Here is a 22,082-nt window from a genome sequence, read left to right as displayed (position 1 = left end):
CTTTAAACCGATGTAGTTCTAGTCTTTAAAAGCATCTCGAATGGCGAGAATATCATCCAATTTACTGATGAAAATTGGTACTAAACTTGGGTCGAAGTGAGTTCCTGCATCGCGCTCTAGCAACGCGAGCGTTTCCTCAATGGCCCAAGCCTTTTTGTAGGGACGCACACTAGTCAGTGCGTCAAACACATCGGCTATTGCGACGATTCTTGCACTAAGCGGGATTTGCTCTCCTTTCAATTGTTTGGGGTAGCCACTACCGTCCCATTTTTCATGATGGTTTAACGCAATTTCTTGCGCCATTTGTAATAGCAGCGAATCGCTGTCACCAATAATGTCACCGCCAATTTTGACATGCTTCTGCATGACGGACCATTCGTCGGCATCGAGTTTACCTGGCTTTCTTAACACGTTATCTGGAATACCAATTTTGCCGATGTCGTGCATTGGTGCGGCTTGAAATACCAGCTCAACCCAGCGCTTACTAACGTTTAGTTGTGAGGCGAGAATGCGTGAGTAGTGGCTCATCCGCACTACGTGCATACCAGTCTCGTTATCTTTGTACTCTGCTGCTCGTCCCAAGCGTTGGATGACTTCCAAACGGCTTTGTTCAAGCTGAGCCGTTCTTTCACGTACTTTGATAGCAAGTTCGAGATTTTGATCGTACAGCGCAATATGTGTCTTCACTCGAGCTAACACAATGGGTGGACTAATGGGTTTGGTAATATAGTCCACCGCGCCCAACTCAAAGCCTTTCTGCTCGTCGACCACTTCACTTTTCGCGGTGACAAAAATAATAGGAATATCAGCGGTTAGTGGATTGGCTTTTAGTGTTTTGCAAACCTCATAACCGTCCATTTCGGGCATCATGATATCGAGCAATATCATATGAGGTTTAGGTGTGGAGAGGGCGATTTGTATAGCTTTCGCGCCGCTTGTCGCCGCTTTCACTTTGTAATGTTCATTCAAAGAGCCAGCAATGGCATGGATATTATCGGGAATGTCATCAACGACAAGCACCACTGGTTTTTCTTGGTTGTCTGTATGCATAAGTACGAGTCCTTGTACCGAAAATGCAGAGATAAGGCTTTTAAGAATAGACAAGGTTTCGTATGTGTTACAAACAATTAGCTCACTATGAGAATAATATCGCACCAAGATTTGCTTTAACGATTAGGGGAAGCTTCATGATGCAGCCATTCCATTTTCTCATAGAGGTTGATAATTATTCGTTTGTAAAAATGCTATGTTAGAACAAAAATTAACCAATAAAGGATAAGTGGTTAACTGAGGGCGGCTGCGTGGGTAGTGTATTTCACCGACATTGTTCAGATACTTTGCCAAAAGTGAGCTTTGGCGAAGGCGTGTATTTGATTGATTCAGAAGGTCGATATTATTTAGATGGTTGCGGAGGGGCGGCGGTCTCCAACCTTGGTCACAACCATCAGCGAGTAAAGGCGGCGATTCAAGCTCAATTAGAGACTATTCCATATGCTCATACAGGGTTCTTTACCAGTGAAAGCTGTGAGAAATTAGCGCAGCGAATCGTGTCGTTAGCCCCAGAATCTTTGCAACATGTGTACTTTGTTAGTGGTGGTTCAGAAGCGGTGGAGTCAGCGCTTAAAATGGCACGCCAGTATTACGTTGAGCGCGGTATGGTGTCCAAAACTCAATTTATCGCAAGGCGACAAAGTTACCATGGCAATACACTAGGGGCGCTCTCTGTTGGAGGCAATGAGTGGCGACGAGAACCGTTTCGTCCTCTGCTTTCCTCTGCTCACCATATTGCGCCTTGTTATGCCTATCGTGACCAATTGGCGTCAGAAACTGAAGACCAATACAGTCAGCGTATTGCCAATGAACTTGAAGCGAAGATACTCGAACTTGGGGCGGAAAATGTGATGGCATTTATCGCCGAACCCGTCGTAGGGGCAACTGCGGGGGCAGTACCTGCGACTCAGGGCTATCTGCAGCGCATAAGAGAGATTTGTGACCAATATGATGTATTGCTTATTTTAGATGAAGTGATGTGTGGAGTCGGCCGAACGGGGTCTTTCTTCGCATTTGAGCAAGACGAAGTAATACCCGATATTGTGACCATGGCGAAAGGTCTGGGAGCTGGATATCAGCCCATTGGCGCTGTACTTGTTCACGAAAAAATCTATCAGGAAATAGCCAATGGTTCCGGTTTTTTCCAGCATGGTCATACCTTTATGGGACACCCAATGGCGTGTGCGGCGGCACTCGCTACAGTGGAAACCATCATAGAAGATGACTTGCTAGCTCAGGTGGTTTCTAAAGGGGAAATGCTTAAGCAAAAGCTTTTCGAAGCGTTGGGGAATCTCGATATGATTGGTGATATTCGAGGTAGAGGATTGTTTATCGGCATTGAATTGGTTTCTGACAAACATTCAAAATCCCCGCTTGCTATCCAAACTCAAGCGCACAAATGGATTAAATCGTTGGCGATGGAGAATGGTTTAATGTGTTACCCAATGGCTGGGACGATCGACGGTACACACGGTCACCATATTTTACTTGCGCCTCCGTTTATTATTAGTGAGATCGAAATGGATGAACTGGTGACCAAGCTGAAAAAAACGCTACTGTTAGCAGAAGAAAAGTGGGCCCGCTTATGAGTAACCTAACAATGCCATCGCAGTCGGCTATTATCGTTGCGCCTAATGGCGCAAGAAAAACGCAGAAAGATCATCCTGCACTGCCCGTCACTCGTGGAGAGATTATCCAAGATGTTATTGCTTGCCGAAGTGCAGGTGCCGCAATGGTACATCTGCATGCTCGCAATGAAAAAGGGCTACACTCGTTAGACGTTGCAGACAACCTCCCGCTGTATAACGAACTAAAAGATGCTGTTGGAGACAGCATTATGGTGCAATTAACCACAGAAGCGGTGGGCCAATATCAACCTGAGCAACAAAGGCAATTGATCAAAGCCGTCAAACCAGAAGCGGCGTCATTTGCGTTAAGTGAGTTGATTCCAAATGATGAACACGTGAGCGAGTCGGCCGAGTTTTTTCATTGGGTTGCACAGCAAGGCATTATTGCTCAATACATTCTTTACAGTGCTGACGATCTTGATCGTTATTTCCGACTGATTGATCAAAAGGTCTTGCCTGATCACGACCATCACCTATTACTTGTTCTCGGACGCTATAAGCAAGGACAAGTAGCAACACCTCAAGATCTTGTGCCATTTCTTAGTTGTCGATTATTTGAACTGCGTCACCGTTGGGCGGTCTGTGCGTTTGGTCAATTTGAACACAATTGTTTAACGGCTGCTATGCTTATGGGGGCTGACGTTAGAGTTGGGTTTGAAAATAATCATTATGACAATCAAGGTGCTATTGCTACAAACAATGCATCTTTAGTGAACCAGCTTTGTAAGACGTCCGCGGCGCTTAATATAGATTTACTGAGCGCTACTGAATTTAGAAACAGTCTTGCCATTCGCCAGTAATTAAGGAGTTTACTGGTTTCTGAACCCTACGACAGGAAAGGAATAACTATGACCAAACTAAAAACCATGTTGACCGTGTCTGCTGCATGTATTGCCATGGGAGGAGCAACCCTCGCGCAGGCAGAAGACCGATTTGTAACTATCGGAACCGGTGGCGTAACAGGGGTTTACTATCCAACAGGTGGTGCTATTTGTCGTCTTGTAAATAAAAACCGAGCTGAATTCGGTGTGCGTTGTTCGGTAGAAAGTACCGGCGGTTCGATATACAACATCAATACCATTCGAGCTGGCGAATTGGATTTAGGTATCGCCCAGTCAGACTGGCAATATCATGCATACAATGGCACCAGTAAGTTTGCGGAAGCTGGTCCATATAAAGATCTTAGAGCGGTATTCTCTGTTCACGCTGAACCATTCACTGTGGTGGCGCGTGCGGATTCTGGTATTGAAAGCTTCGAAGATCTTAAAGGTAAGCGAGTCAATATCGGTAACCCTGGTTCCGGTCAGCGCGGGACTATGGAAGTCTTGATGCAAGGTTACGGTTGGGACAAAGATGTATTCAAACTGACTTCAGAGCTAAAAGCATCTGAGCAGTCTAAAGCATTGTGTGACAACAAAATCGACGCAATGATCTACACCGTAGGCCACCCAAGTGGTGCGATTAAGGAAGCGACAACGTCTTGTGATAGCCGCATTGTATCGGTTACTGGACCAGTGGTAGATAAGTTGGTTGAAGACAATAGCTTCTACCGTAAAGCGACCGTTCCGGGGGGTATGTATAACGGTAATCCAGACGATGTGATGACGTTTGGTGTGGGTGCAACATTCGTTACATCTACTGCCGTGCCTGATGATGTGGTTTATGCCATCGTTAAGTCTGTATTTGAAAACTTTGATGATTTCAAACGTCTTCACCCTGCTTTCGCTAACCTGAAGAAAGAAGAAATGATCAAAGATGGTTTGTCAGCACCATTGCATCCAGGTGCCGTGAAGTACTACAAAGAAGCGGGTTTGATGGACTAACAAACTCTTTTAATGCAACACTCTTCAAAGCCCAGCTGTAATGCTGGGCTTTTTTATTAATGGTCGTGGAGTCACTGTGACTAGCAACGAAACTGCTCTTCTAGCCATTGGTTGAACAGATAGACTAGCTTGTTGTCGCGACGATGATTTGGGGTGATGGCATAGTAACCGTACTGACTCACTAAACTAAGAGCGAGAGGGTTACTCAACTGCTTTGCTTCAATTAAAGGGTCGACCATAAAATCAGGAAGAAGAGCGAGCCCACAGTTTGCTTTTACAGCCTCCAAAGACATAAAGAAATGCTCGAATCCGACGCCATAAAAATTCATCGGTGTATCAGGGCAAAATTGATTTCGAAACTTTTCCCATAGTTGCGGTCGAGTAATATGAGGGATAAATTGGTAAACTTCCAAATCTTGGTGGCTGCGAATAGGATGACGCTCGATAAGATCTGTTGAGCCGACCAAGCGCAGCGTCTCTATGTGTAGCAGAGTGGCATTTTCGTAATGGGTAGCGATTGGTAAACAGCGGATTATGATGTCACTTCGCGCGTTCAAGCCTTTAATGGGACCATCACCTGTTTTTAGGTTGATTCGTATACTGGCGTTTTGCGACCGAAAGTCTTGCAATGCGTTGATCAACCATAAGCTGGCAAAAGATGGCGTGACATCAAGGTTTAATACCGCCTCGTTGTTTTCAGACTGCTTGAGCCTTGCCGTTGCAGATTGAACACTTTCCAAGGCTTCGATAATACTAGGCAAATATTGCTCACCAATAGATGTAAGTCGAATCCCATCAATGTGTCGCTCAAACAGTGCTTGACCAAGTTGCTGCTCTAGTGCCGCGACTTGTTTACTGACGGCTCCTTGAGTCACACACAGCTCCTGTGCAGCCTTTGAAAAACTGAGGTTGTGCGCCACTGCCACGAAGGTTTTGAGCGCTTTGATAGAAGGTAAGCCTGAGCTGCTACTCATAGTGTTTTCCCGAACTTGTCTACTTGATACCTCGACGATGAATATCCGAGATGCTAATTACGCCAACACACTCATCGCGTTCATTGACAACAGGTAGTGCTGAAATGGCATTATCAAGCATTAAGTTCAACGCATCGTATGCTTTTACTCGCGCACTTGTTTGTTTGCCGTTGGTGGTCATATGCTGTTCAATCTTGTCTTCTAGAACGGCGCCATTGGCGAGCGCTCGCCTTAAATCTCCGTCCGTGAAGACACCTACAAGCGTCGTTTGACGACAAATGGCGATAAGCCCTTTACCGCTCTCACATAGTACGCTGATCGCTTCTGCTAAGCTTTGTTCTGGTTGGCAAATGGCATTGTGTTCAAACTCGGAGATTACGTTGCCGACTGTCGTAAGTAGCTTTGCTCCGAGAGCACCAGCAGGGTGAGACTGTGCAAAATCAATACTGTCGAATTTGCGAATTTTCATTGCAGTAATCGCTAAAGCATCACCCATGATTAATGTGTTGACTGCGCTGGATGTTGGAGCGAGTCCGAGTGGGCATGCTTCGCTGTCTATGGCGATGTTGACCACACAATCACTGTTCTGCGCCAAATGAGATGAAGTGTTGCCAGTCATACCGATGATAGAAATCCCGCGCTCTTTTAATATCGGTAGCATAGTCTTAAATTCGGCAGATTCGCCTGAGTTTGAAATCAAGATCACTAAGTCTCCTTTAGTGATCATCCCTAGGTCTCCGTGAAGTGCTTCCGCCGGATGAACGAAAAAGGCAGGTGAACCCGTTGAAGCCAGTGTTGCGGCCATCTTCTTGCCAATGTGCCCAGACTTGCCTATTCCAGACACAATTATCTTGCTTTGACAGTTAACGATGTGCGACACCGCTTGCGCAAAATTGTCCTCCAATCGTCCCAATAGCTTCTGAGCTTCTGCTATCTCGGCATTAATGACTTGTGTGGCGTATTCGATGACTTCTGTCTTGACGACTTGCATGGCGATGTGTCCTACGAGCTGAACGATATAGATATTGCTGCCTAGTGTTTCACACCTCTGGTAAAGAGCAAGTTGTAATTTTCATTATTTTCATTATTGGGATCTCTCTCAATCTTGGTGTCTAGTTGAAAGTTAAGATTTTCATTTCATGGAAAGGAATGCAGAACGATTGGCTGTTATTGAAATCTGATTCAAAGGGGATGCTTGTATATGTCTGATTTTTAAAGGTATATGCTCTCTTGTTCTCAATTCTATCTCTTTTGTTTCTTTCATTATTTTTATTTTTGCTTTCATTTATTTTGTGATTTGAATCAATAAATGAAAAACATTAACTTTCAATATGAAAATAATAATGAAAAAGTAAAAAGGCAATCAGCACTTATCCTTGAAACAAAAGAGGTCAACATGGACTTTATAATTCACTCAGCGGAATGGTTTATCGGGCTATTCCAACAAGGCGGAGAGGTCTTTACCGGAATGGTAACAGGCATACTTCCTCTGTTAATTTCATTACTTGTCGCCATGAACGCATTGATACGTCTCGTTGGACAAGACAAAGTAGAAAAACTGGCACAGCGTAGTGCTGGCAACCCTGTATCTCGTTATCTGGTTCTGCCTGTTGTCGGTACCTTCATTTTCTGTAACCCAATGACGTTGAGCTTGGGTCGTTTTCTTCCTGAGAGATACAAACCTTCTTACTACGCGGCTTCTTCGTACAGTTGCCACTCCATGAATGGCCTGTTCCCTCACATTAACCCTGGTGAATTGTTTGTTTACCTTGGTATCGCTAACGGTATTACTCAGCTGGGTCTACCACTAGGTCCTCTAGCAGTGAGCTATCTACTAGTCGGCATGGTAACTAACTTCTTTAGAGGTTGGGTGACTGACTTTACTACTGCAATGGTAGAGCGTCAGCAAGGTGTTCAACTAGAACGTACTGTTCACTTCCAATCATAAGAGGCCTGTGTCATGTCAAACTCACTAATTATTAATAAAGGTAATGGCGGCTGGGGTGGTCCTCTATGTTTGCCAATCGAAGCAGGCAAGAAAATTGTCTACATCACTGGTGGTACTCGACCAGATATCGTTGACCGTATTGCCGAACTGACGGGTTATGAAGCAGTAGATGGTTTCAAAACTTCGGTACCAGATGAAGAGGTTGCTGTCGCGATTATTGACTGTGGTGGGACGTTACGTTGTGGTTTATATCCGAAGAAACGTATTCCAACAGTAAACATTCACTCGACAGGGCAAAGTGGTCCTCTAGCGCAATACATCAAAGAAGATATCTACGTCTCTGGTGTGAAACCGGAAAATATTCAGCTTTCTGATGCGCAGCCAACAGTGACCCTAACTCCGGAGCCAGCAGCAAACGAGTCAGCTCGTTTTGCGACGGACAAAAAACTGACTGAACAAAGCGATAGCCTGTTGGCACGTATCGGTATTGGTATGGGCTCGGTCATGTCGACGTTTTTCCAAGCTGGCCGTGACACGATTGATACTGTATTGAAAACCATTCTGCCATTCATGGCGTTTGTATCCATGCTTATCGGCGTAATCATGGCTTCAGGCTTCGGTGATTTGATCGCGTCAGCGCTGACACCATTAGCACAAAGTCCATTTGGTCTCGTTACTCTAGCTCTGATCTGTTCTTTCCCGCTGCTATCACCGTTCTTAGGCCCTGGTGCAGTAATCGCACAGGTTATCGGTGTGCTTGTCGGTGTACAAATCGGTGCAGGCAATATCCCTCCGCACTTAGCGTTACCAGCATTATTTGCGATTAACGCACAAGCGGCGTGTGACTTTATCCCTGTTGGTCTTGGCTTAGCAGAAGCAAAACCGCGAACTGTCGAAATTGGCGTTCCATCAGTACTTTACTCGCGATTCTTAACTGGTGCTCCAACCGTATTAGTCGCTTGGTTTGTATCAATGTTCATCTATCAATAAGTAAAACAGTAACTCCCAAAGGAATCTAAAAATGACCAAATTATACCAATCAACCATCAAGCATGTCGGTGAACTCGCAGAAGAAGCGTTGGCAGACAACATGATGATTCTATTCGGTGAAATGGCACCGGCAGATGCCGCTGAGTACTGTTTTATCCACTCTCACGATAGCTTGAAAGGCAATATTAATGTGGGCGGAACGTTACAGCTTGGTTCGAATGAATACCCTATCACTGCTGTTGGTGAGGTGGTGAATAAGAACCTTTCAGAACTCGGCCACATCACGATTCGGTTCGATAGCTTGAACGAAGCGGAATATCCAGGGTGTTTGCATGTGAGTGGATCTGTTCCTCACTGCAACATCGGAGAAACCATCTCTTTCTCATAAGGTTAACTAGATTCCAATCGGTATTTTGGCCTCTGCAGATGCTTTGAAGCACTCTCCCAAAGTGGAATGTAGAGGCCCTTTTTAAAGAATTAAATTTGTAAGAATGTCGGAGTATTTATGTGTAAAACAGCGTTAGTAGTCGGTGGCGGACAAACATTGGGTGCCTTTTTATGTGAAGGCTTGGCAGCAGATGGCTATCGCGTAGCCGTAGCAGATTTAAACGGTGATAATGCTCAGCAGATTGCTGATAGGATTAATCAAACTTATGGTGAAGGCATGGCGTTTGGTATTGCCGCCGACGCGACCGATGAGATGTCGGTTATCAATATGACCAAAAGTGTGGACGAGGTGTTTGGTAGAATCGATTTGATGGTTTACAGTGCAGGCACTGCTACCGCCGCCAAAATTGACACCTTCCCTATGGATGCATGGCAACGCTCATTAAGCGTTAATCTAACAGGTTACTTCCTGTGTGCACGTGAAGCGTCAAAAGTCATGATTCGTGAAAATCGTGGTGGACGCATTATTCAAATTAACTCTAAATCAGGCAAAGTTGGGTCGAAACACAACAGTGGTTATTCGGCGGCTAAATTTGGTGGCGTTGGCTTGACGCAATCTTTAGCTCTTGATTTGGCTGAGCACAAAATTACCGTGCATTCATTAATGCTAGGTAACTTGCTACAGAGCCCTATGTTCCAATCACTGAAGCCTCAATATGCGAAAAAACTGGGTGTCAGTGAAGACGAAGTTGAGCAAATTTATATTGATAAAGTGCCGCTAAAAGCAGGCTGCGATTATCAAGATGTATTGAACGTACTGAAGTTTTACGCGAGTGAACAAGCCGCGTACTGTACAGGACAATCGATTAATATCACTGGCGGACAGGTGATGTTCTAGTTCCCCCACTAGGTGATGTCTTGTGCTCCTGATGCTGCGTTAGGTAGCAATTTCAAGGGCAGAATATCTGCCCTTATTTAAACAGTTAGAGAGGTGTTTTGTGGACTCAACAACTACATTAATTCTAGTGGCCATTGTGGCTTGGATTGGTCAAATTGCTTTGGGATTTTTTCAAATCCGCTCTTTCAATCGAATGGTTCAATCTATGTCACAGAAAGGGCATGTAAAGATCGGCAGAACTAAAAGTCGTTGGAAGGCGAGAACGCTCATTGTGGTTGCTGAGAATGACCAACAAACCATAGTGGATGCCAAAGTCCTAAATGGAATCTCTGTTTTTGCTAGACCTAAGACTTTGGACAAAATTGTTGGGCTAAGTTACCCATTATCCGCTGCGGTAATGAATGAACTAGCGAAAGGGACGCAAGAAGCCATCTCTGTTGCCTACGAAGGTTAACTAGGTCGCAGAATGTACCAAGAAATATAAACTTAGGTTTCTTTCTTTCACAGTGAAAGGGAAATTGTGTATAGTTTAAAAAAAATTAGTGATGGTGCATATGAATATTGAAAATAGACGTCAGAAGTTGGTGAACTATCTGAAACACGAGGGTAAGACCTCGGTAAATGATTTGGCAAACATTTTTGAAACATCAGGAGCGACCATTCGTACGGATTTGCGGACATTGGAAGAGGAAGGGTTGGTTGTAAGACGCTATGGAAGCGCAGAAGCTTGTGGTGCAAGTAAGATTGGTCAAGCCTCAATCGAGGATCGGTCAATGGATGAGAAGCAGACCTTGAATCTCGACCTCAAATCCGCCATTGCAAAGAAAGCGTGTGAGCTTATACGTGATGGTGATTCTATAATACTCGACTGCGGTAGTACTACATTACAAATGGTTCCTCATTTGGAAGACAAACTAGCGCTCACTCTAATGACCAATAGCATGCACATTGTAAACGCGATGGCACAATTAGAGCGCGAGCATACCGTGATTATTCCAGGCGGTACCTATCGTCGTATCTCTGCTTCATTTCATGGCAAATTGGCTGAACAAGCTTTTAGTCAGTTCACTTTTGACAAGCTATTTATCGGTGCTGATGGCTTTGATCTTAACAGTGGAACGACCACATACAATGAAGCTTATCAAGTGAGCCAAGCAATGTACGAGGCGGCCAACGAAGTGATTGTCGTTTTAGATAGCAACAAATTTGGTCGTCGTAGCCCTAATGTTGTTGTGCCTTTGAAAGACATCGATGCCGTTATTACCGATAGTAATATTTCTCCAGAACATCTAGCAGAGCTAGAATCAAATAATATCAAAGTTTATCTCGTCTAATGTACTTCCCCCAGTGATACTGTAGGAATCTTGCCTACAGTATCTCCATCGCAAAACTCATCTCTGTTTACGCATTTACTTTTACATTAAGTGATATATTTTTTCACATAAAAAGTTAATTGGTGACTCCCTTCACGTTGCGAAAGTATATCTCTTTCATTTTGATAATGATAAGAGGAACAATATGGTTCAAAGCGTAAGGAGGATAACTTTGGACTACATGATTCTAGGCGCAGAATGGTTTATTGGACTATTCGAAAAAGGGGGCGAGGTTCTTTCTGATATGGTTACTGGCATCTTGCCGTTATTGGTCTGTCTGCTTGTCGCCATGAATGCACTTATTCGTTTTATTGGTCAACATCGAATTGAAAGATTAGCGACAAAGTGTGCGGGCAATCCAGTATCACGTTATTTGGTTTTACCTTTTATTGGGACTTTCATTTTTTGTAATCCAATGACACTAAGTCTTGGACGTTTTCTTCCTGAAAAGTACAAACCCTCTTATTACGCGGCTGCATCTTACAGTTGTCACTCCATGAACGGCATGTTCCCTCACGTCAATCCGGGGGAGTTGTTTATCTATTTAGGTATTGCTGCCGGAATCACTCAGCTTAATCTGCCGTTGGCCCCGCTTGCTGTCAGCTATTTGTTTGTTGGTTTAGTGACTAACTTTTTTCGAGGTTGGATCACTGATTTGACGACAAGCATCATCTGCAAACAACAAGGCAGGGCGCTATCTGACAAGGTCGAAATTTCTAAGGAGGGCTCATGAGCATGATGTTAAAAGTCTCTGCGGGAAATGGAGGCTGGGGTGGTCCACTGTTTGTGCCTATCATTGCCGGAAAGAAAATTCTCTACGTGACCGGAGGAACCAAACCTGATTTGGTCACTGCCTTAGAAAATCTAACGGGATTGGAGAGTGTCGACGGTTTTAGACAGGTGCTTGAAGATGAGGATGTTGCATTAGCGGTTGTCGACTGCGGAGGAACGTTGCGATGTGGGCTGTATCCTAAAAAAGGCATCCCGACATTAAACATCCACGCGACAGGGCAAAGTGGTCCTCTTGCTCAATTCATCAAAGCAGATATCTATGCCTCTTCGGTAACTCCTCAGTGTATCGAATTGGTTGAAGGTGAATCCAATAGCCACGCTGAGCCGGTTAGCCAATCTGAGACGCCTCCTCAATACGATACGTCTCAGAAGTTAAGCGCCCAGTCGGATGGGCTGATCGCTAAGGTCGGGGTTGGCATGGGCTCGGTCATGTCGGTTTTTTATCAAGCTGGCCGCGACACTATCGACACGGTGCTTAAAACTATTCTGCCCTTTATGGCATTTGTTTCAATGCTGATTGGCGTCATCATGGCATCGGGGATTGGTGATGTGATTGCCAACCTGCTGTCGCCGTTGGCTCAGAATCCTTTGGGACTGGTGACGTTGGCATTGATCTGCTCTTTTCCGTTACTTTCACCATTTTTAGGCCCTGGGGCAGTGATCGCTCAAGTCATTGGTGTGTTAGTTGGGGTGCAAATTGGTGCGGGACATATTCCGCCTCACTTGGCGCTTCCCGCTCTGTTTGCCATTAACGCTCAAGCTGCGTGTGATTTTATACCCGTAGGGCTTGGACTGGCAGAAGCTAAGCAAGAAACGGTAGAAATTGGTGTGCCTTCGGTGCTTTATTCTCGCTTCCTGACGGGGGCTCCAACAGTCCTGTTTGCTTGGTTCGTCTCAATGTTCATTTATCAATAAGGGATGATGATGGGTTATCAATTTCGAGCCAATATTGTTAGCGTCGGAGAGTTTGCACAAGAGGCGCTTCAAGATGACATGTTGATACTGTTTAATGATTCTGCGCCCGACGATGTGGCTGACTACTGCTTTATTCATGATCAAGCGGAGTACTCTGGCGAACTGTCTACTGAAAGCACCTTATTGATTGATGACGAGCCCTATGTTGTGACCTCTGTAGGTAGTGCGGCAAATACCAACCTGAAAAACCTAGGTCATATCACTATTAAGTTTGACGGAAACCTCATTCCGGACCTCGCAGGTACGGTCCATGTACTTGGAAGGAAAAAACCGCAGCTGGAATCGGGTGTGTCGTTGATTTTTGGTTAGTGTGTTAATTGGAACGACGCGTTACTTCTCTGGTGTAATTGCATAGTACCTAAGAAACATCAAATCGGCGGGAGTGGTGTCAGCGAGGTGATGAATAGTTGCTGGTGTAAGGCCATGATCGAGTAGGGCTTCCCAGCTTTGGCACGCTTTGTTTATCTTTTCTTTGTTTTGTCCTTGCTTCTGTTCGACTCCCTGTCTAATGAGGCGTATCTGTTCTCCAATCCAGTCAGCGGATAGGTTGGTTATTCCCATAGTCCTTGATGGCAAGCCGCTAGAGTTGTGGTTGGTTGTTATCATTGGCTATCTCTCGTTGCTTCATTAGATGGGCAGTGTAATGAAAGTGGTTCGGCAAATGTATGAGCCGAGCTAGGGTTGAGATATTAATGAGTTTTATAGATGTAGGAATAGGTAGCGCGCACTTTTTGAACCGCGTGGCACAAAATGGTAAGTCGCTATGAGTCGTTTGAATAGAATACCGGCATCAAACGACATTACTCGATTTTGAGTAGATTCATAAACTCAAGGAATACATTGCTCAGGATGGCCTTACTGAGGTTACAACATTGAAAAACACACTTATCAAACACGCTCTAGTTGCAACAACCGGTATTTTGGCGCTAACGGCGACCACTGCACAGGCTTTCGAGCTAGGCGCTGATACCAAACGTGGTATTACGTTCCAGTTTGACAACATTATCATTGGTGTTAACGATAACTACGTAAACGGTGGTATGGCGTTTTTGCAGAAGCCACTATCGCAAGAGCACAATATCAGCTGGTTCGTTGAGGGTGGTGTGGGTTATAACTGGAATAGCGAACGTGTCGACGTGCATGCGCCTGTGGGACTCCGTTGGGAGCCAGTTAAAAACCTTGATGTTGACTTATTTGCTACGCCAGAAGTCAAATTTAAAGATGGCGTTGATGTTGGTGTGGGTGTTGACTTGGGTGTGTCCTGGAAATTCTAGGTCTCAACGAGAATACTAAACGGTGACCGTATCAAGGTCACCGTTTTTGCATTTTAGTGAGATGAGTTAGGTAGCTAGATTAGTATCCAATAACCATTTGACCGAGAATGTAACCCGCGCAACAGGCGGCAACGACGCCTATCAAACCGACACTCATAAAGGAATGGTTGAAGTACCATTTACCGATCTTAGTGGTACCGGAAGAATCGAAATTCACGGTTGCGATATCCGATGGATAGTTTGGAATGAAGAAATATCCATAGACCGCTGGCATTAAACCAATGAGCAGTGCTGGATCCAACCCCAGTCCTAAACCCACAGGAAGCATCATTCGAGCAGTGGCTGCTTGTGAATTAACAACAACCGATACAATGAAGAGTGCCAATGCAAACGTCCAAGGATAATCCGTTACCATTTCGACGATCCCTGATTTAAATTGTGGCATTGCATATTGGAAGTAAGTGTCTGACATCCAAGCGATACCAAAGATCGCAATGGCAGCGACCATTCCTGATTTGAAGACCACACCATTTGGCACATGGCGTGGATCTGTTTTGGTTGCGAGCAGAATGATACCACCGAAGCAGAGCATCATCATTTGAATAATGACGGCCATACTGATCGGTTTTGCGGCGTCGCCAATGGTTCTCACTTCAGGAACCATTGCAATAATAACGATGACGACGATAGACAGTAAAAACAGTAAGACTGAGTTACGTGCTGATGTAGGTAGAACTTCGTCTAACGACGTCGCCGTTGTGTTCAAAATGCGCTCGCGCCATTCAGGGTCTTTTAAGCGAGCTTGATATTCAGGATCGTCCTCTAATTCCTTACCTCGTTTCATACTATAAAGTGACATCAAAAGTGTGCCGAATAAAGTCGCGGGAACGGTGACCATGAGTATGGATAGCAAGGTAATATCTGGTCGTAGATCCGATAATTGTGCGAGGTAATACACGACAGCGGCAGAAATAGGTGAAGCGGTAATCGCAATTTGCGAAGCTACCGACGCTGCAGCCATCGGCCGTTCTGGACGAATACCGTTCTTTAACGCAACATCACCGATAATCGGCATGATGGAGTAGACTGCGTGACCAGTTCCTAGCAAGAAGGTCATACTGTAAGTCACAAAAGGTGCTATGAGCGTCACGCGTTTCGGATTCTTACGCAGCAAGCGTTCTGCTACTTGCAGCATAAACTTGAGTCCGCCAGCAGCTTCTAAGATAGATGCGCACGTGACCACCGCCAGAATGATCAACATGACCGTGACCGGAGGAGAGGTTGGCGGCATCTTAAAGATAAAGACTTCAATGGTGAGACCGATGCCGGAGACTACACCTAATCCGATTCCCCCTTTTCTTGACCCGATATAGAGCATCAAGAGCAGGAACATAAATTCAAAATAGAGCATTAATATTTCCCATTTACAATTTGTAACACTCTCAATATTATCCGTATAAAAGTTATGGCTATTTGACATAAAGATCACACAACGTATTGAATGAAAAATGGAAAGTTGATTTTATAAGTTCGGTCACGTTATAGAGAGAGGAAGTAAATAGGGTGTAATCTAGGTGTATTTACTGGGTATTTGATTGGTTGCACAACTGAAAAATAAGAGGCAGTACAAGGGGGAGCGTACTGCCTCTGTGTCTATGCGCAAATGCGCCAACTAGGTGTTTAAGGCTCAAACACTATGCGAATAGAAACGGCTTTCTCTGTCAATTTATTGTTAGTGTGCATCGGACATTTGGTTATTAATTTTCTAATTGGAATTAGCATCACAGCTTTCTAATTACTCATGATAAAACAGTCAGTTATGGGCTCTCCCTGTTGGTTTTCTCCTCCTAGTATGGCGATACCATTATCAATGGATACACTCACTCCGTACGCCTGTCCGTTGCTAAGGTTTCCAACTTTGTTCCATTGAGAGCCATTGAGTTGCCAAATGGCATTGCTATAGTGTTTTACCAGCCCTTGATGGCTGAATAAGTGCCCTTGTTGAAAGCGTTGTTGGCTACCAACAAAAAAAGCGCCTCCTGCGATAGTGGGTATGTTGTCGATGAGTCCTACAAAACCCCCTGCTATCCCCTCATGTTTTGGTTCATTTTGGACAATGGTGGGCAGTAAATCACATTCAACGGATCCGTTAGTCTTAATTTGGAATCGTTTGGTTTCCAAACTTCTTAGACCCGGTTTGACCTCACCTTCAATGAGCAGAATTTGTTGATCTTTCACTATCAGTCCTGCGCCACAATTAGGCAAATAGGGGTTATCTGCTAGCTTTGACCAACGGAGTGTCCGAGTATCGAACATCCATATATGCGGATTCCAACCGTAGGCCTCGATGGGTTGAGACATAAATGAGTCTAATATTGAGCGCTCATCAGTGGCAGAGCTGACCTTAGAGAGTCTAGCGAACAACGAATCGAACGTTTCTTTGCAATATCCTCCAATGAAAATGAGCTGGTGGTCTGAAATCGAAGTGGCACTGGCACCGAGTAATCCTACCGGTATGGTAGTATCGAGCTTGGACCACGTTTGCGTCTCTTTAGAGAAAAAATAACTATCTGTCAGCACGCGGATGTGAGGGTCTGTGTCCATTTTACCTGCGCCTGAGAACACATAGATCCCTGTGTCTGTTGTTACGCTAGCGGCATCGTTGCGTTCGCATCCTGGAAAGGGCTGAGCGAGTTGCCAACCAAGCTCAAGGTTATCCATATCCAAATAATAAAAACGCTTCCCTGCGCTGCCTAGGCCAGTATAGAGGCGGCGGCCAAGCAGTCCTCCAATACCGTTTTTCATTGAGATAGGTAGGGGTGGTAATGCGGTCAAACAGATAGTCATTTTGGGTTATTTCCTAATCTTGAATATCAACAGATTTGCCATTCCAGCTCAGCAGATACACTTTTTTGCTTGCTGAGCGGTCAGCCATTTCACCGCCTGCGATCAGTACACCCTTTGGTGTGGTAAATGATGCGCCGTAGGCGGAGCCTTCAGGGAGGTTGTTTGCTTGCTGCCATAAATTGTCTTTCAGGACATAAATCTCAGGATTGAATGCTTTACTAAAACCGTTATGAGCAAACAGTTTGCCTTGTTCAAAGGCGTGTTTAGCGCCGTGGAAGTTGGCACCACCTGCGACCAAAACCACGCCGTTTGATTCGCCACTAAAAGCACCCGCTACACCTTCTTGTACATTTGAAGATTGAGGAGCAGGAAGAGAGTGAAGACTTTTCCACGGTTGCGCTGCGCCAAAGTTAAACTGTTTTACTTCTGCGGTTCTAAGTCCTGGCTTGATTTCACCGCTGACCAGCGTGGCAGTATTGCCATTGGATACTAACGCGCTGCCACAGTTCGGCAGATAAGGCGAAACAATTAGGGTATTCCATTGATTCGTTTCTGGGTTGTAGCTAACGACTTTATCGTTCCATTTGTAATCTCGAGGTGCCATGCCCATGTAGTTGTCGACAATGGATTGCCATTTGTCTGGCTGCGCTTTCTTATCGGTGGTGTTGATGTCGTAAAGATACTGATCGAAATAGGCTTTGTTATAGCCGCCGAAGAAAACAATCTGACTACCGTTAGGAGAATACGAAGCGGCGCCAAGTAAACCAACTGGGCTGGTACTTTTTACTTGAGACCAGGTGTCGTTCGTGGTGTCGAACTGATAAACCGTGTCGAACAAAATAGGAGAGGTGGCATCAGCCTGCTCTTTTCCTGCTCCTCCAAAAATATAGATCTTGTCGTTAACCGCGGTTGCCGTCGCGCCATTTCTTGCGGGGCCTATAAAGTCGGCCTGCTTTTGCCATCCCTTGTCGATATTAGCGAGGTCGAGCAAATAGAATGCGCTGCCAGAGGAACCAAGACCGGCATACACTTTGTCGCCTATCTGTGCACTGACGCCGCTTTTGATGCCTTCGGGTAAATCTGGCCATGACTCAGATGCGAGAGTGTTGCCAGTGACAATCAATGATGAAAGAGCGAGTGCAAAAAGCGAGTTCCTTGTCTTCATGATATTTCCTTATCGATAGGTGATGACCTGTTTGGCCAAAATGTATACACATTATCGATCTTTGGAGAAAATATTCTTTGATCAAGTTAACAATAAAAATTATTTTTATTTAATTGTGGTTAGGAAGACTTTTTATGCAACAAAAAGCCCATCAAAAGATGGGCTTAAAAATGGAGATTTGCTAGCGTTTATGACATGAGTGGTACCACAACTTCGGCGGTTTCCATAACAGAGTCACTGTATTCAGGGTACTTGTCCAAAAGTGAATTGACGAGGACATCCACCAATAATAACGCGCCTACTTTGGAAGCAAATGCCCCACCAGTTAAGGGGCCTTCCGGTCTAGCTGCTACTAACATTTCCGTTGAAATTGCCGAGAGCGGACTGTGATTAATGTTAGTTAGTGCAACCACAGGGACATTTTTACTGAACGCCTGCTTTGCTGCATGAACGACTTCTTTGGTGGAGCCTGAACTTGATACAGAAAACCACAAGTCCCCTTGTGTAGAGCGGCTAGCATTCATGGCTGCTAAGTGAGTGTCTTCGTACATAATCGCTTTCTTACCGATTCGGATAAGTCGGTAAGCTAGGTATCGACCCACGATGCTTGATGCGCCTACACCGACACAACCAATAAAGTCGGCGGAATGTACCAAAGTACAAATCCTATCCAGGGCCTTTCTGTCAATCAGCTTTGCGGTATCTTGGAGACTATCAACCGCACTGCTTGCCGAAATATCGCAGATGTCACCATCTTTAACAGGAGCAGACTTACTGGCGTTTTGGCTTAGGTCGACTGCTAAGGCCATACGGAAGTCGGAATAACCTTTGTAACCCATATCGCGGCAAAGACGTACTACAGTCGCTTCACTGGTTTGGGTATTTCGAGCAAGATCTGTGATGGTCTGGAACTGCACTTCATGAGCATTCTCAAGAATGTAGTCCGCGACTTGTCTTAATTTCTTACTGAGTGGTTCCATGTTGGAGCGCAAACGAACCAGCAGATTGTTCGGTGATCCCACGGTATCCCCTTAATTCTTGTACCTAGATTAAAAATATCAGACTCCCTGACGGTTTAACACCAACAATTAATATAATTCGCGGCATTTCATAGAGAAATGATATACGGTTTGCCTGAAAGCCTAAAAAGGAGGCAACTGCCTCCTTTTGTGCGCGTAGGCGTTAAAAGCCGATGTCTCGCATTTTCACTACCACATCCGCTTTTTGAGCCGCGGTCAATGCTCGAATTGGTGAGCGCGGGTCACCAGCATCGATACCATGAATTTCCATTGCTGCCTTACCAGCGGCAACGCCGCCATACTCGACAAGAATACGAATAATAGCAATGACTTTATCCATGAGTGCTGTTACACGTGGTTGATCGCCTTGATTGAAAGCTTCAATAATCTCCAAATAAAGCGGAGCAGCGTAATTGTAGGTACTGCCCACTGCGCCCACTGCGCCTACGGCAAGACCTGCTGGTAAGAACTCATCTACGCCGAACGGGATATCAAATTTTCCATCAGCAACTCGCATGCAGCGTTGATATTCGTAAAGGTCCATGTGATTAAATTTTGCACCTAGAAGGTTTGGAATTTTCTGATCACCTTGGATTAGGAACTGCTCAAGATCTAAATTGACCCCTGACATTCCTGAATGATAGTAGTAGAAGCCTTTTGAAGGTGCTGCGGCCGCTATTTGGGCGCAGTAGTCCACTAAGTCTTCAACTGAACCAGGTTTAAAGAAGCATGGACCAATGGCAGATGTTGCCATAATGTCGAGGGTCTCTGCGTGCTTGGTTAGCTCCAAGGAATCTACAATACTCAATGCGCCAGTATGAACAATCAGGTCTAACTGACCTTTTGATGCTGTTACCCAACGCTCAGCGATGGCTTTACGTTCTTCAACGGAGCAGTGAATACCTTCACCAGTTGTGCCACAAACGTATGCGCCTGTTACACCTTGCTCTACAAGCAGTTCTGCGATTTGGTCAATCGCAGCAAAGTTCACTCGATTACTTGCATCAAAAGGAGTGTGTGGTGCTGCGATAAGTCCTTGTAGTTTTCTCATTTTATTGGCCTTCAAATTGCGATTAATGGCAGGCCAATGCTGGCCTGCGTAATTGTTATTGTCCGTATCCTAAGAACAGCTCTGGTAAGAAAAGCGTCACTTGAGGGAAGATTGCTACTAATGCCAGTACGATGAACAGTGGCACTAGAAGAGGGATAACGCCTCGGGTTAATACATGGAATGGAATGTCACCAACGCGAGATACAACATACAACGCCATACCCATTGGTGGTGTCAAAATACCAATCATAAGGTTAAGAATAGCCATCACACCGAAGTGAACAGGATCGATCCCAACAGCCGCCGCAACCGGTACGAGGAATGGTACCAACAACAGCAATAACGCTAGTGATTCAATAAAGGTTCCTAGGAACAGCAGTAATAGGTTAATCAGTAGAAGCAGTACCAGTGGGTTATCACTGATGGTTAGGAAATAGTCTGCTAGCATTTGCGGCAATTGTTCACGAGCGACAATCCAACCGAAGACGGTGACGCCCATAACCATAAGCGCAACAACAGCCGTGGTATTGACAGTTTCTTTTAGAATGTCGACGAAACCTGCGAGTGTGAGCTGCTTGTATACCACCGTACCCAAAAACAGAGCGTAAAGAGAGGATACGACCGCTGCTTCTGTTGGTGTGAATTTACCTGAGAAAATACCACCGATGATGATCACGGGTGTAAGCAGGGATAAAAAGGCTTCTTTTAGCGACTTAAACTGCTCTTTGCGAGTTGCTTTTGGTAGCGTCATGTAACCGCGTTTTTTACAGATGAAGTAGCTCATCACCATTAACGCACCACAACATAGGATGCCGGGAACTGCGCCCGCCAAGAACAGCGCACCAATAGAGGTATTGGAAACTACACCATAAATAACAAGTGGCACAGACGGCGGTACTAGCGGCCCGATGATACAAGATGCTGCGGTTAAACCACCTGCAAAGTCATCATGATACTTTGCGTCGCGCATGGATTTGATTTCCAGCTGACCTAAGCCGCCGGCATCCGCGAGAGCAGAGCCAGACATACCAGAGAACAGTAAGCTTGCCATGATGTTTACATGCCCTAAGCTACCGGTCACGTGGCCGACCATAGATTTAGCAAAGTTGAAGATACGTTCGGTTATTCCCGCGCTGTTCATCAAGTGTCCAGTGAGAACAAAGAACGGTACTGCTAGTAAGGTAAAGTTATCAATGCCGCCAAGCATTTGCTGAGCTGCAAAGTTGATTCCAGTACTGTTGGTTAATACCAAGAATACTAAAGCAACAAATATCAGTGAGAAGCCAACGGGCATACCTGCAAATAACAGAGCTAGCCAGCCGAAAATTGAACCTGCCATGAGAACTCCTTACCTCTGGGCAACTTGCGATGAGCTAGAAGCGTCTTCGCTTTTAGCTTGTTTAAACTCAGCTCCAATCGAGAAGATCTTTTGTAACTGTCGGACGACCATGAACACGCCACCAAGAGGTAGGCTGTAGTTCATCCATTTACTAGAAATGCCTAAGGTGATGAGTTCAAAGAAAGCAGTACGTTGTACGTGCTGATACCCGAGGTAAATGATGGCGAAAATGGACACCAACACAGCGAGTTCGAGTGCGATTACTAATGAATAACGGATATTTTGTGGAAGCTTATCCGAAAAAAAGGTGATGTTGACGTGGGTGCCTCGTTTGATGGCCATCGCGCAACCGATGAGTGACATATACATAAACAGCACACGAGCTAATTCCTCACTCCACAAAGAAGGATCGTTCAGCAACCAGCGTGTTCCTATTTGCCAAGTCAGCACCACTAACAGGGCAGCCATCAGCGGCACTGTTATGATTTCTTCAATATTATCAAATATTTTGCGTATCATTTTAGACTCCAAGGCTGACCAAAGCGGCCA

Annotated in this window: 24 protein-coding genes; 13 read left to right on the top strand and 11 right to left on the bottom strand. The window is 45.1% G+C overall.

Translation table 11 applies throughout. The features are described 5' to 3' along the window. Nucleotides 1-18 precede the first annotated feature (18 nt). Nucleotides 19-1,050 (bottom strand): response regulator, encoded by a 1,032-nt coding sequence (locus HW45_RS25305; protein ID WP_038230749.1) that lies wholly within the window; start codon nt 1,048-1,050, stop codon nt 19-21. A gap of 251 nt (nt 1,051-1,301) precedes the next feature. Here HW45_RS25305 and HW45_RS25300 point away from each other — a divergent pair, with 251 nt between their 5' ends. The 3 genes from HW45_RS25300 to HW45_RS25290 are packed head-to-tail and all read left to right on the top strand — an operon-like array spanning nt 1,302 to nt 4,501. Next, entirely contained in the window at nt 1,302-2,639 is a 1,338-nt protein-coding gene (locus HW45_RS25300) for an aspartate aminotransferase family protein (protein WP_038230748.1), read from the top strand. After that, nucleotides 2,636-3,478: a 3-keto-5-aminohexanoate cleavage protein gene (locus tag HW45_RS25295; RefSeq protein ID WP_038230747.1), complete on the top strand. Its 843-nt coding sequence runs from the start codon at nt 2,636-2,638 to the stop codon at nt 3,476-3,478. Before HW45_RS25300 ends, HW45_RS25295 begins: the two co-directional genes overlap by 4 nt. 48 nt (nt 3,479-3,526) lie before the next feature. Next, nucleotides 3,527-4,501 (top strand): TAXI family TRAP transporter solute-binding subunit, encoded by a 975-nt coding sequence (locus tag HW45_RS25290; RefSeq protein WP_006070071.1) that lies wholly within the window; start codon nt 3,527-3,529, stop codon nt 4,499-4,501. Between the two features lie 80 nt (nt 4,502-4,581). Here the strand turns inward: HW45_RS25290 and HW45_RS25285 are convergent, their stop codons facing one another. Both HW45_RS25285 and HW45_RS25280 read right to left on the bottom strand, forming a co-directional pair. Next, on the bottom strand, nt 4,582-5,475 hold the full coding sequence (locus HW45_RS25285; protein ID WP_038230746.1) for a LysR family transcriptional regulator: 894 nt from the start codon (nt 5,473-5,475) through the stop codon (nt 4,582-4,584). A 19-nt stretch (nt 5,476-5,494) separates the two neighbouring features. Beyond that, entirely contained in the window at nt 5,495-6,466 is a 972-nt protein-coding gene (locus HW45_RS25280) for a KpsF/GutQ family sugar-phosphate isomerase (RefSeq protein WP_038230744.1), read from the bottom strand. Nucleotides 6,467-6,871: 405 nt separating this feature from the next. On the opposite strand from HW45_RS25280, the gene srlA (HW45_RS25275) reads away from it, so the two are divergent. From srlA (HW45_RS25275) to HW45_RS25235, 9 genes are all read left to right on the top strand, one after another. Continuing rightward, nucleotides 6,872-7,423 (top strand): PTS glucitol/sorbitol transporter subunit IIC, encoded by a 552-nt coding sequence (srlA, locus tag HW45_RS25275; protein ID WP_038230885.1) that lies wholly within the window; start codon nt 6,872-6,874, stop codon nt 7,421-7,423. 12 nt (nt 7,424-7,435) lie between these two features. Further along, nucleotides 7,436-8,413 carry a PTS glucitol/sorbitol transporter subunit IIB gene (srlE, locus tag HW45_RS25270; RefSeq protein ID WP_006075329.1) on the top strand — a complete coding sequence of 326 codons (978 nt, stop codon included), beginning with the start codon at nt 7,436-7,438 and terminating at the stop codon, nt 8,411-8,413. A gap of 31 nt (nt 8,414-8,444) precedes the next feature. Further along, nucleotides 8,445-8,801 (top strand): PTS glucitol/sorbitol transporter subunit IIA, encoded by a 357-nt coding sequence (locus HW45_RS25265; protein WP_006075328.1) that lies wholly within the window; start codon nt 8,445-8,447, stop codon nt 8,799-8,801. 117 nt (nt 8,802-8,918) lie between these two features. Next, entirely contained in the window at nt 8,919-9,698 is a 780-nt protein-coding gene (gene srlD / locus HW45_RS25260) for a sorbitol-6-phosphate dehydrogenase (RefSeq protein ID WP_038230742.1), read from the top strand. Between the two features lie 100 nt (nt 9,699-9,798). Beyond that, on the top strand, nt 9,799-10,152 hold the full coding sequence (locus tag HW45_RS25255; protein ID WP_006075326.1) for a transcriptional regulator GutM: 354 nt from the start codon (nt 9,799-9,801) through the stop codon (nt 10,150-10,152). A 100-nt stretch (nt 10,153-10,252) separates the two neighbouring features. Next, nucleotides 10,253-11,032 (top strand): glucitol operon DNA-binding transcriptional repressor SrlR, encoded by a 780-nt coding sequence (gene srlR / locus HW45_RS25250; RefSeq protein ID WP_038230883.1) that lies wholly within the window; start codon nt 10,253-10,255, stop codon nt 11,030-11,032. A 211-nt stretch (nt 11,033-11,243) separates the two neighbouring features. Continuing rightward, complete coding sequence (gene srlA / locus HW45_RS25245) at nt 11,244-11,804, top strand: PTS glucitol/sorbitol transporter subunit IIC (protein WP_306305461.1); 561 nt, start codon at nt 11,244-11,246, stop codon at nt 11,802-11,804. Further along, nucleotides 11,801-12,778: a PTS glucitol/sorbitol transporter subunit IIB gene (gene srlE / locus HW45_RS25240; protein WP_038230741.1), complete on the top strand. Its 978-nt coding sequence runs from the start codon at nt 11,801-11,803 to the stop codon at nt 12,776-12,778. The genes srlA (HW45_RS25245) and srlE (HW45_RS25240) overlap by 4 nt, the downstream gene beginning before the upstream one ends. A 9-nt stretch (nt 12,779-12,787) precedes the next feature. After that, nucleotides 12,788-13,147 (top strand): PTS glucitol/sorbitol transporter subunit IIA, encoded by a 360-nt coding sequence (locus HW45_RS25235; RefSeq protein ID WP_038230739.1) that lies wholly within the window; start codon nt 12,788-12,790, stop codon nt 13,145-13,147. Between the two features lie 21 nt (nt 13,148-13,168). Here HW45_RS25235 and HW45_RS25230 read toward each other — a convergent pair whose 3' ends face one another. Then, nucleotides 13,169-13,444, bottom strand: a complete 276-nt coding sequence (locus HW45_RS25230; RefSeq protein ID WP_152559714.1) for a hypothetical protein — start codon at nt 13,442-13,444, stop codon at nt 13,169-13,171. Nucleotides 13,445-13,710: 266 nt separating this feature from the next. On the opposite strand from HW45_RS25230, the gene HW45_RS25225 reads away from it, so the two are divergent. Continuing rightward, nucleotides 13,711-14,112 carry a hypothetical protein gene (locus HW45_RS25225; protein WP_006075320.1) on the top strand — a complete coding sequence of 134 codons (402 nt, stop codon included), beginning with the start codon at nt 13,711-13,713 and terminating at the stop codon, nt 14,110-14,112. Between the two features lie 79 nt (nt 14,113-14,191). On the opposite strand, the gene HW45_RS25220 is transcribed toward HW45_RS25225, so the two are convergent. From HW45_RS25220 to HW45_RS25190, 7 genes are all read right to left on the bottom strand, one after another. Further along, on the bottom strand, nt 14,192-15,523 hold the full coding sequence (locus HW45_RS25220) for an anaerobic C4-dicarboxylate transporter (protein WP_006075319.1): 1,332 nt from the start codon (nt 15,521-15,523) through the stop codon (nt 14,192-14,194). A 380-nt stretch (nt 15,524-15,903) separates the two neighbouring features. Continuing rightward, nucleotides 15,904-16,959 (bottom strand): YjhT family mutarotase, encoded by a 1,056-nt coding sequence (locus HW45_RS25215; protein WP_038230736.1) that lies wholly within the window; start codon nt 16,957-16,959, stop codon nt 15,904-15,906. Nucleotides 16,960-16,972: 13 nt separating this feature from the next. Then, nucleotides 16,973-18,124, bottom strand: a complete 1,152-nt coding sequence (locus tag HW45_RS25210; protein WP_006075316.1) for an N-acetylneuraminate epimerase — start codon at nt 18,122-18,124, stop codon at nt 16,973-16,975. A gap of 188 nt (nt 18,125-18,312) precedes the next feature. Continuing rightward, complete coding sequence (locus tag HW45_RS25205; RefSeq protein WP_031493297.1) at nt 18,313-19,146, bottom strand: MurR/RpiR family transcriptional regulator; 834 nt, start codon at nt 19,144-19,146, stop codon at nt 18,313-18,315. A gap of 160 nt (nt 19,147-19,306) precedes the next feature. Then, on the bottom strand, nt 19,307-20,194 hold the full coding sequence (locus tag HW45_RS25200) for a dihydrodipicolinate synthase family protein (protein ID WP_038230735.1): 888 nt from the start codon (nt 20,192-20,194) through the stop codon (nt 19,307-19,309). Nucleotides 20,195-20,249: 55 nt separating this feature from the next. Continuing rightward, nucleotides 20,250-21,533, bottom strand: coding sequence for a sialic acid TRAP transporter large permease SiaM (gene siaM / locus HW45_RS25195; protein ID WP_006075312.1), 1,284 nt, complete (start codon nt 21,531-21,533; stop codon nt 20,250-20,252). A 9-nt stretch (nt 21,534-21,542) separates the two neighbouring features. Then, on the bottom strand, nt 21,543-22,052 hold the full coding sequence (locus tag HW45_RS25190; protein ID WP_006075311.1) for a TRAP transporter small permease: 510 nt from the start codon (nt 22,050-22,052) through the stop codon (nt 21,543-21,545). Between the last annotated feature and the right edge of the window lie 30 nt (nt 22,053-22,082).

It is taken from the genome of Vibrio sp. ER1A (genome assembly GCF_000733315.1).
Classification (GTDB): Bacteria; Pseudomonadota; Gammaproteobacteria; order Enterobacterales; family Vibrionaceae; genus Vibrio; species Vibrio mediterranei.
The sequence above is the reverse complement of the archived record's forward strand: the minus strand, read 5'-3'. Positions and strand labels throughout refer to the sequence as shown.

What these genes read in the sequence shown, in the direction of transcription:
- HW45_RS25305 (WP_038230749.1), bottom strand. Translation starts at nt 1,050, where the DNA reads ATGCATACAGACAACCAAGAAAAACCAGTGGTGCTTGTCGTTGATGAC.
- HW45_RS25295 (WP_038230747.1), top strand. Translation starts at nt 2,636, where the DNA reads ATGAGTAACCTAACAATGCCATCGCAGTCGGCTATTATCGTTGCGCCT.
- HW45_RS25290 (WP_006070071.1), top strand. Translation starts at nt 3,527, where the DNA reads ATGACCAAACTAAAAACCATGTTGACCGTGTCTGCTGCATGTATTGCC.
- HW45_RS25285 (WP_038230746.1), bottom strand. Translation starts at nt 5,475, where the DNA reads ATGAGTAGCAGCTCAGGCTTACCTTCTATCAAAGCGCTCAAAACCTTC.
- HW45_RS25280 (WP_038230744.1), bottom strand. Translation starts at nt 6,466, where the DNA reads ATGCAAGTCGTCAAGACAGAAGTCATCGAATACGCCACACAAGTCATT.
- srlA (WP_038230885.1), top strand. Translation starts at nt 6,872, where the DNA reads ATGGACTTTATAATTCACTCAGCGGAATGGTTTATCGGGCTATTCCAA.
- srlE (WP_006075329.1), top strand. Translation starts at nt 7,436, where the DNA reads ATGTCAAACTCACTAATTATTAATAAAGGTAATGGCGGCTGGGGTGGT.
- HW45_RS25265 (WP_006075328.1), top strand. Translation starts at nt 8,445, where the DNA reads ATGACCAAATTATACCAATCAACCATCAAGCATGTCGGTGAACTCGCA.
- srlD (WP_038230742.1), top strand. Translation starts at nt 8,919, where the DNA reads ATGTGTAAAACAGCGTTAGTAGTCGGTGGCGGACAAACATTGGGTGCC.
- srlR (WP_038230883.1), top strand. Translation starts at nt 10,253, where the DNA reads ATGAATATTGAAAATAGACGTCAGAAGTTGGTGAACTATCTGAAACAC.
- srlE (WP_038230741.1), top strand. Translation starts at nt 11,801, where the DNA reads ATGAGCATGATGTTAAAAGTCTCTGCGGGAAATGGAGGCTGGGGTGGT.
- HW45_RS25235 (WP_038230739.1), top strand. Translation starts at nt 12,788, where the DNA reads ATGGGTTATCAATTTCGAGCCAATATTGTTAGCGTCGGAGAGTTTGCA.
- HW45_RS25230 (WP_152559714.1), bottom strand. Translation starts at nt 13,444, where the DNA reads ATGATAACAACCAACCACAACTCTAGCGGCTTGCCATCAAGGACTATG.
- HW45_RS25220 (WP_006075319.1), bottom strand. Translation starts at nt 15,523, where the DNA reads ATGCTCTATTTTGAATTTATGTTCCTGCTCTTGATGCTCTATATCGGG.
- HW45_RS25215 (WP_038230736.1), bottom strand. Translation starts at nt 16,959, where the DNA reads ATGACTATCTGTTTGACCGCATTACCACCCCTACCTATCTCAATGAAA.
- HW45_RS25210 (WP_006075316.1), bottom strand. Translation starts at nt 18,124, where the DNA reads ATGAAGACAAGGAACTCGCTTTTTGCACTCGCTCTTTCATCATTGATT.
- HW45_RS25200 (WP_038230735.1), bottom strand. Translation starts at nt 20,194, where the DNA reads ATGAGAAAACTACAAGGACTTATCGCAGCACCACACACTCCTTTTGAT.
- siaM (WP_006075312.1), bottom strand. Translation starts at nt 21,533, where the DNA reads ATGGCAGGTTCAATTTTCGGCTGGCTAGCTCTGTTATTTGCAGGTATG.
- HW45_RS25190 (WP_006075311.1), bottom strand. Translation starts at nt 22,052, where the DNA reads ATGATACGCAAAATATTTGATAATATTGAAGAAATCATAACAGTGCCG.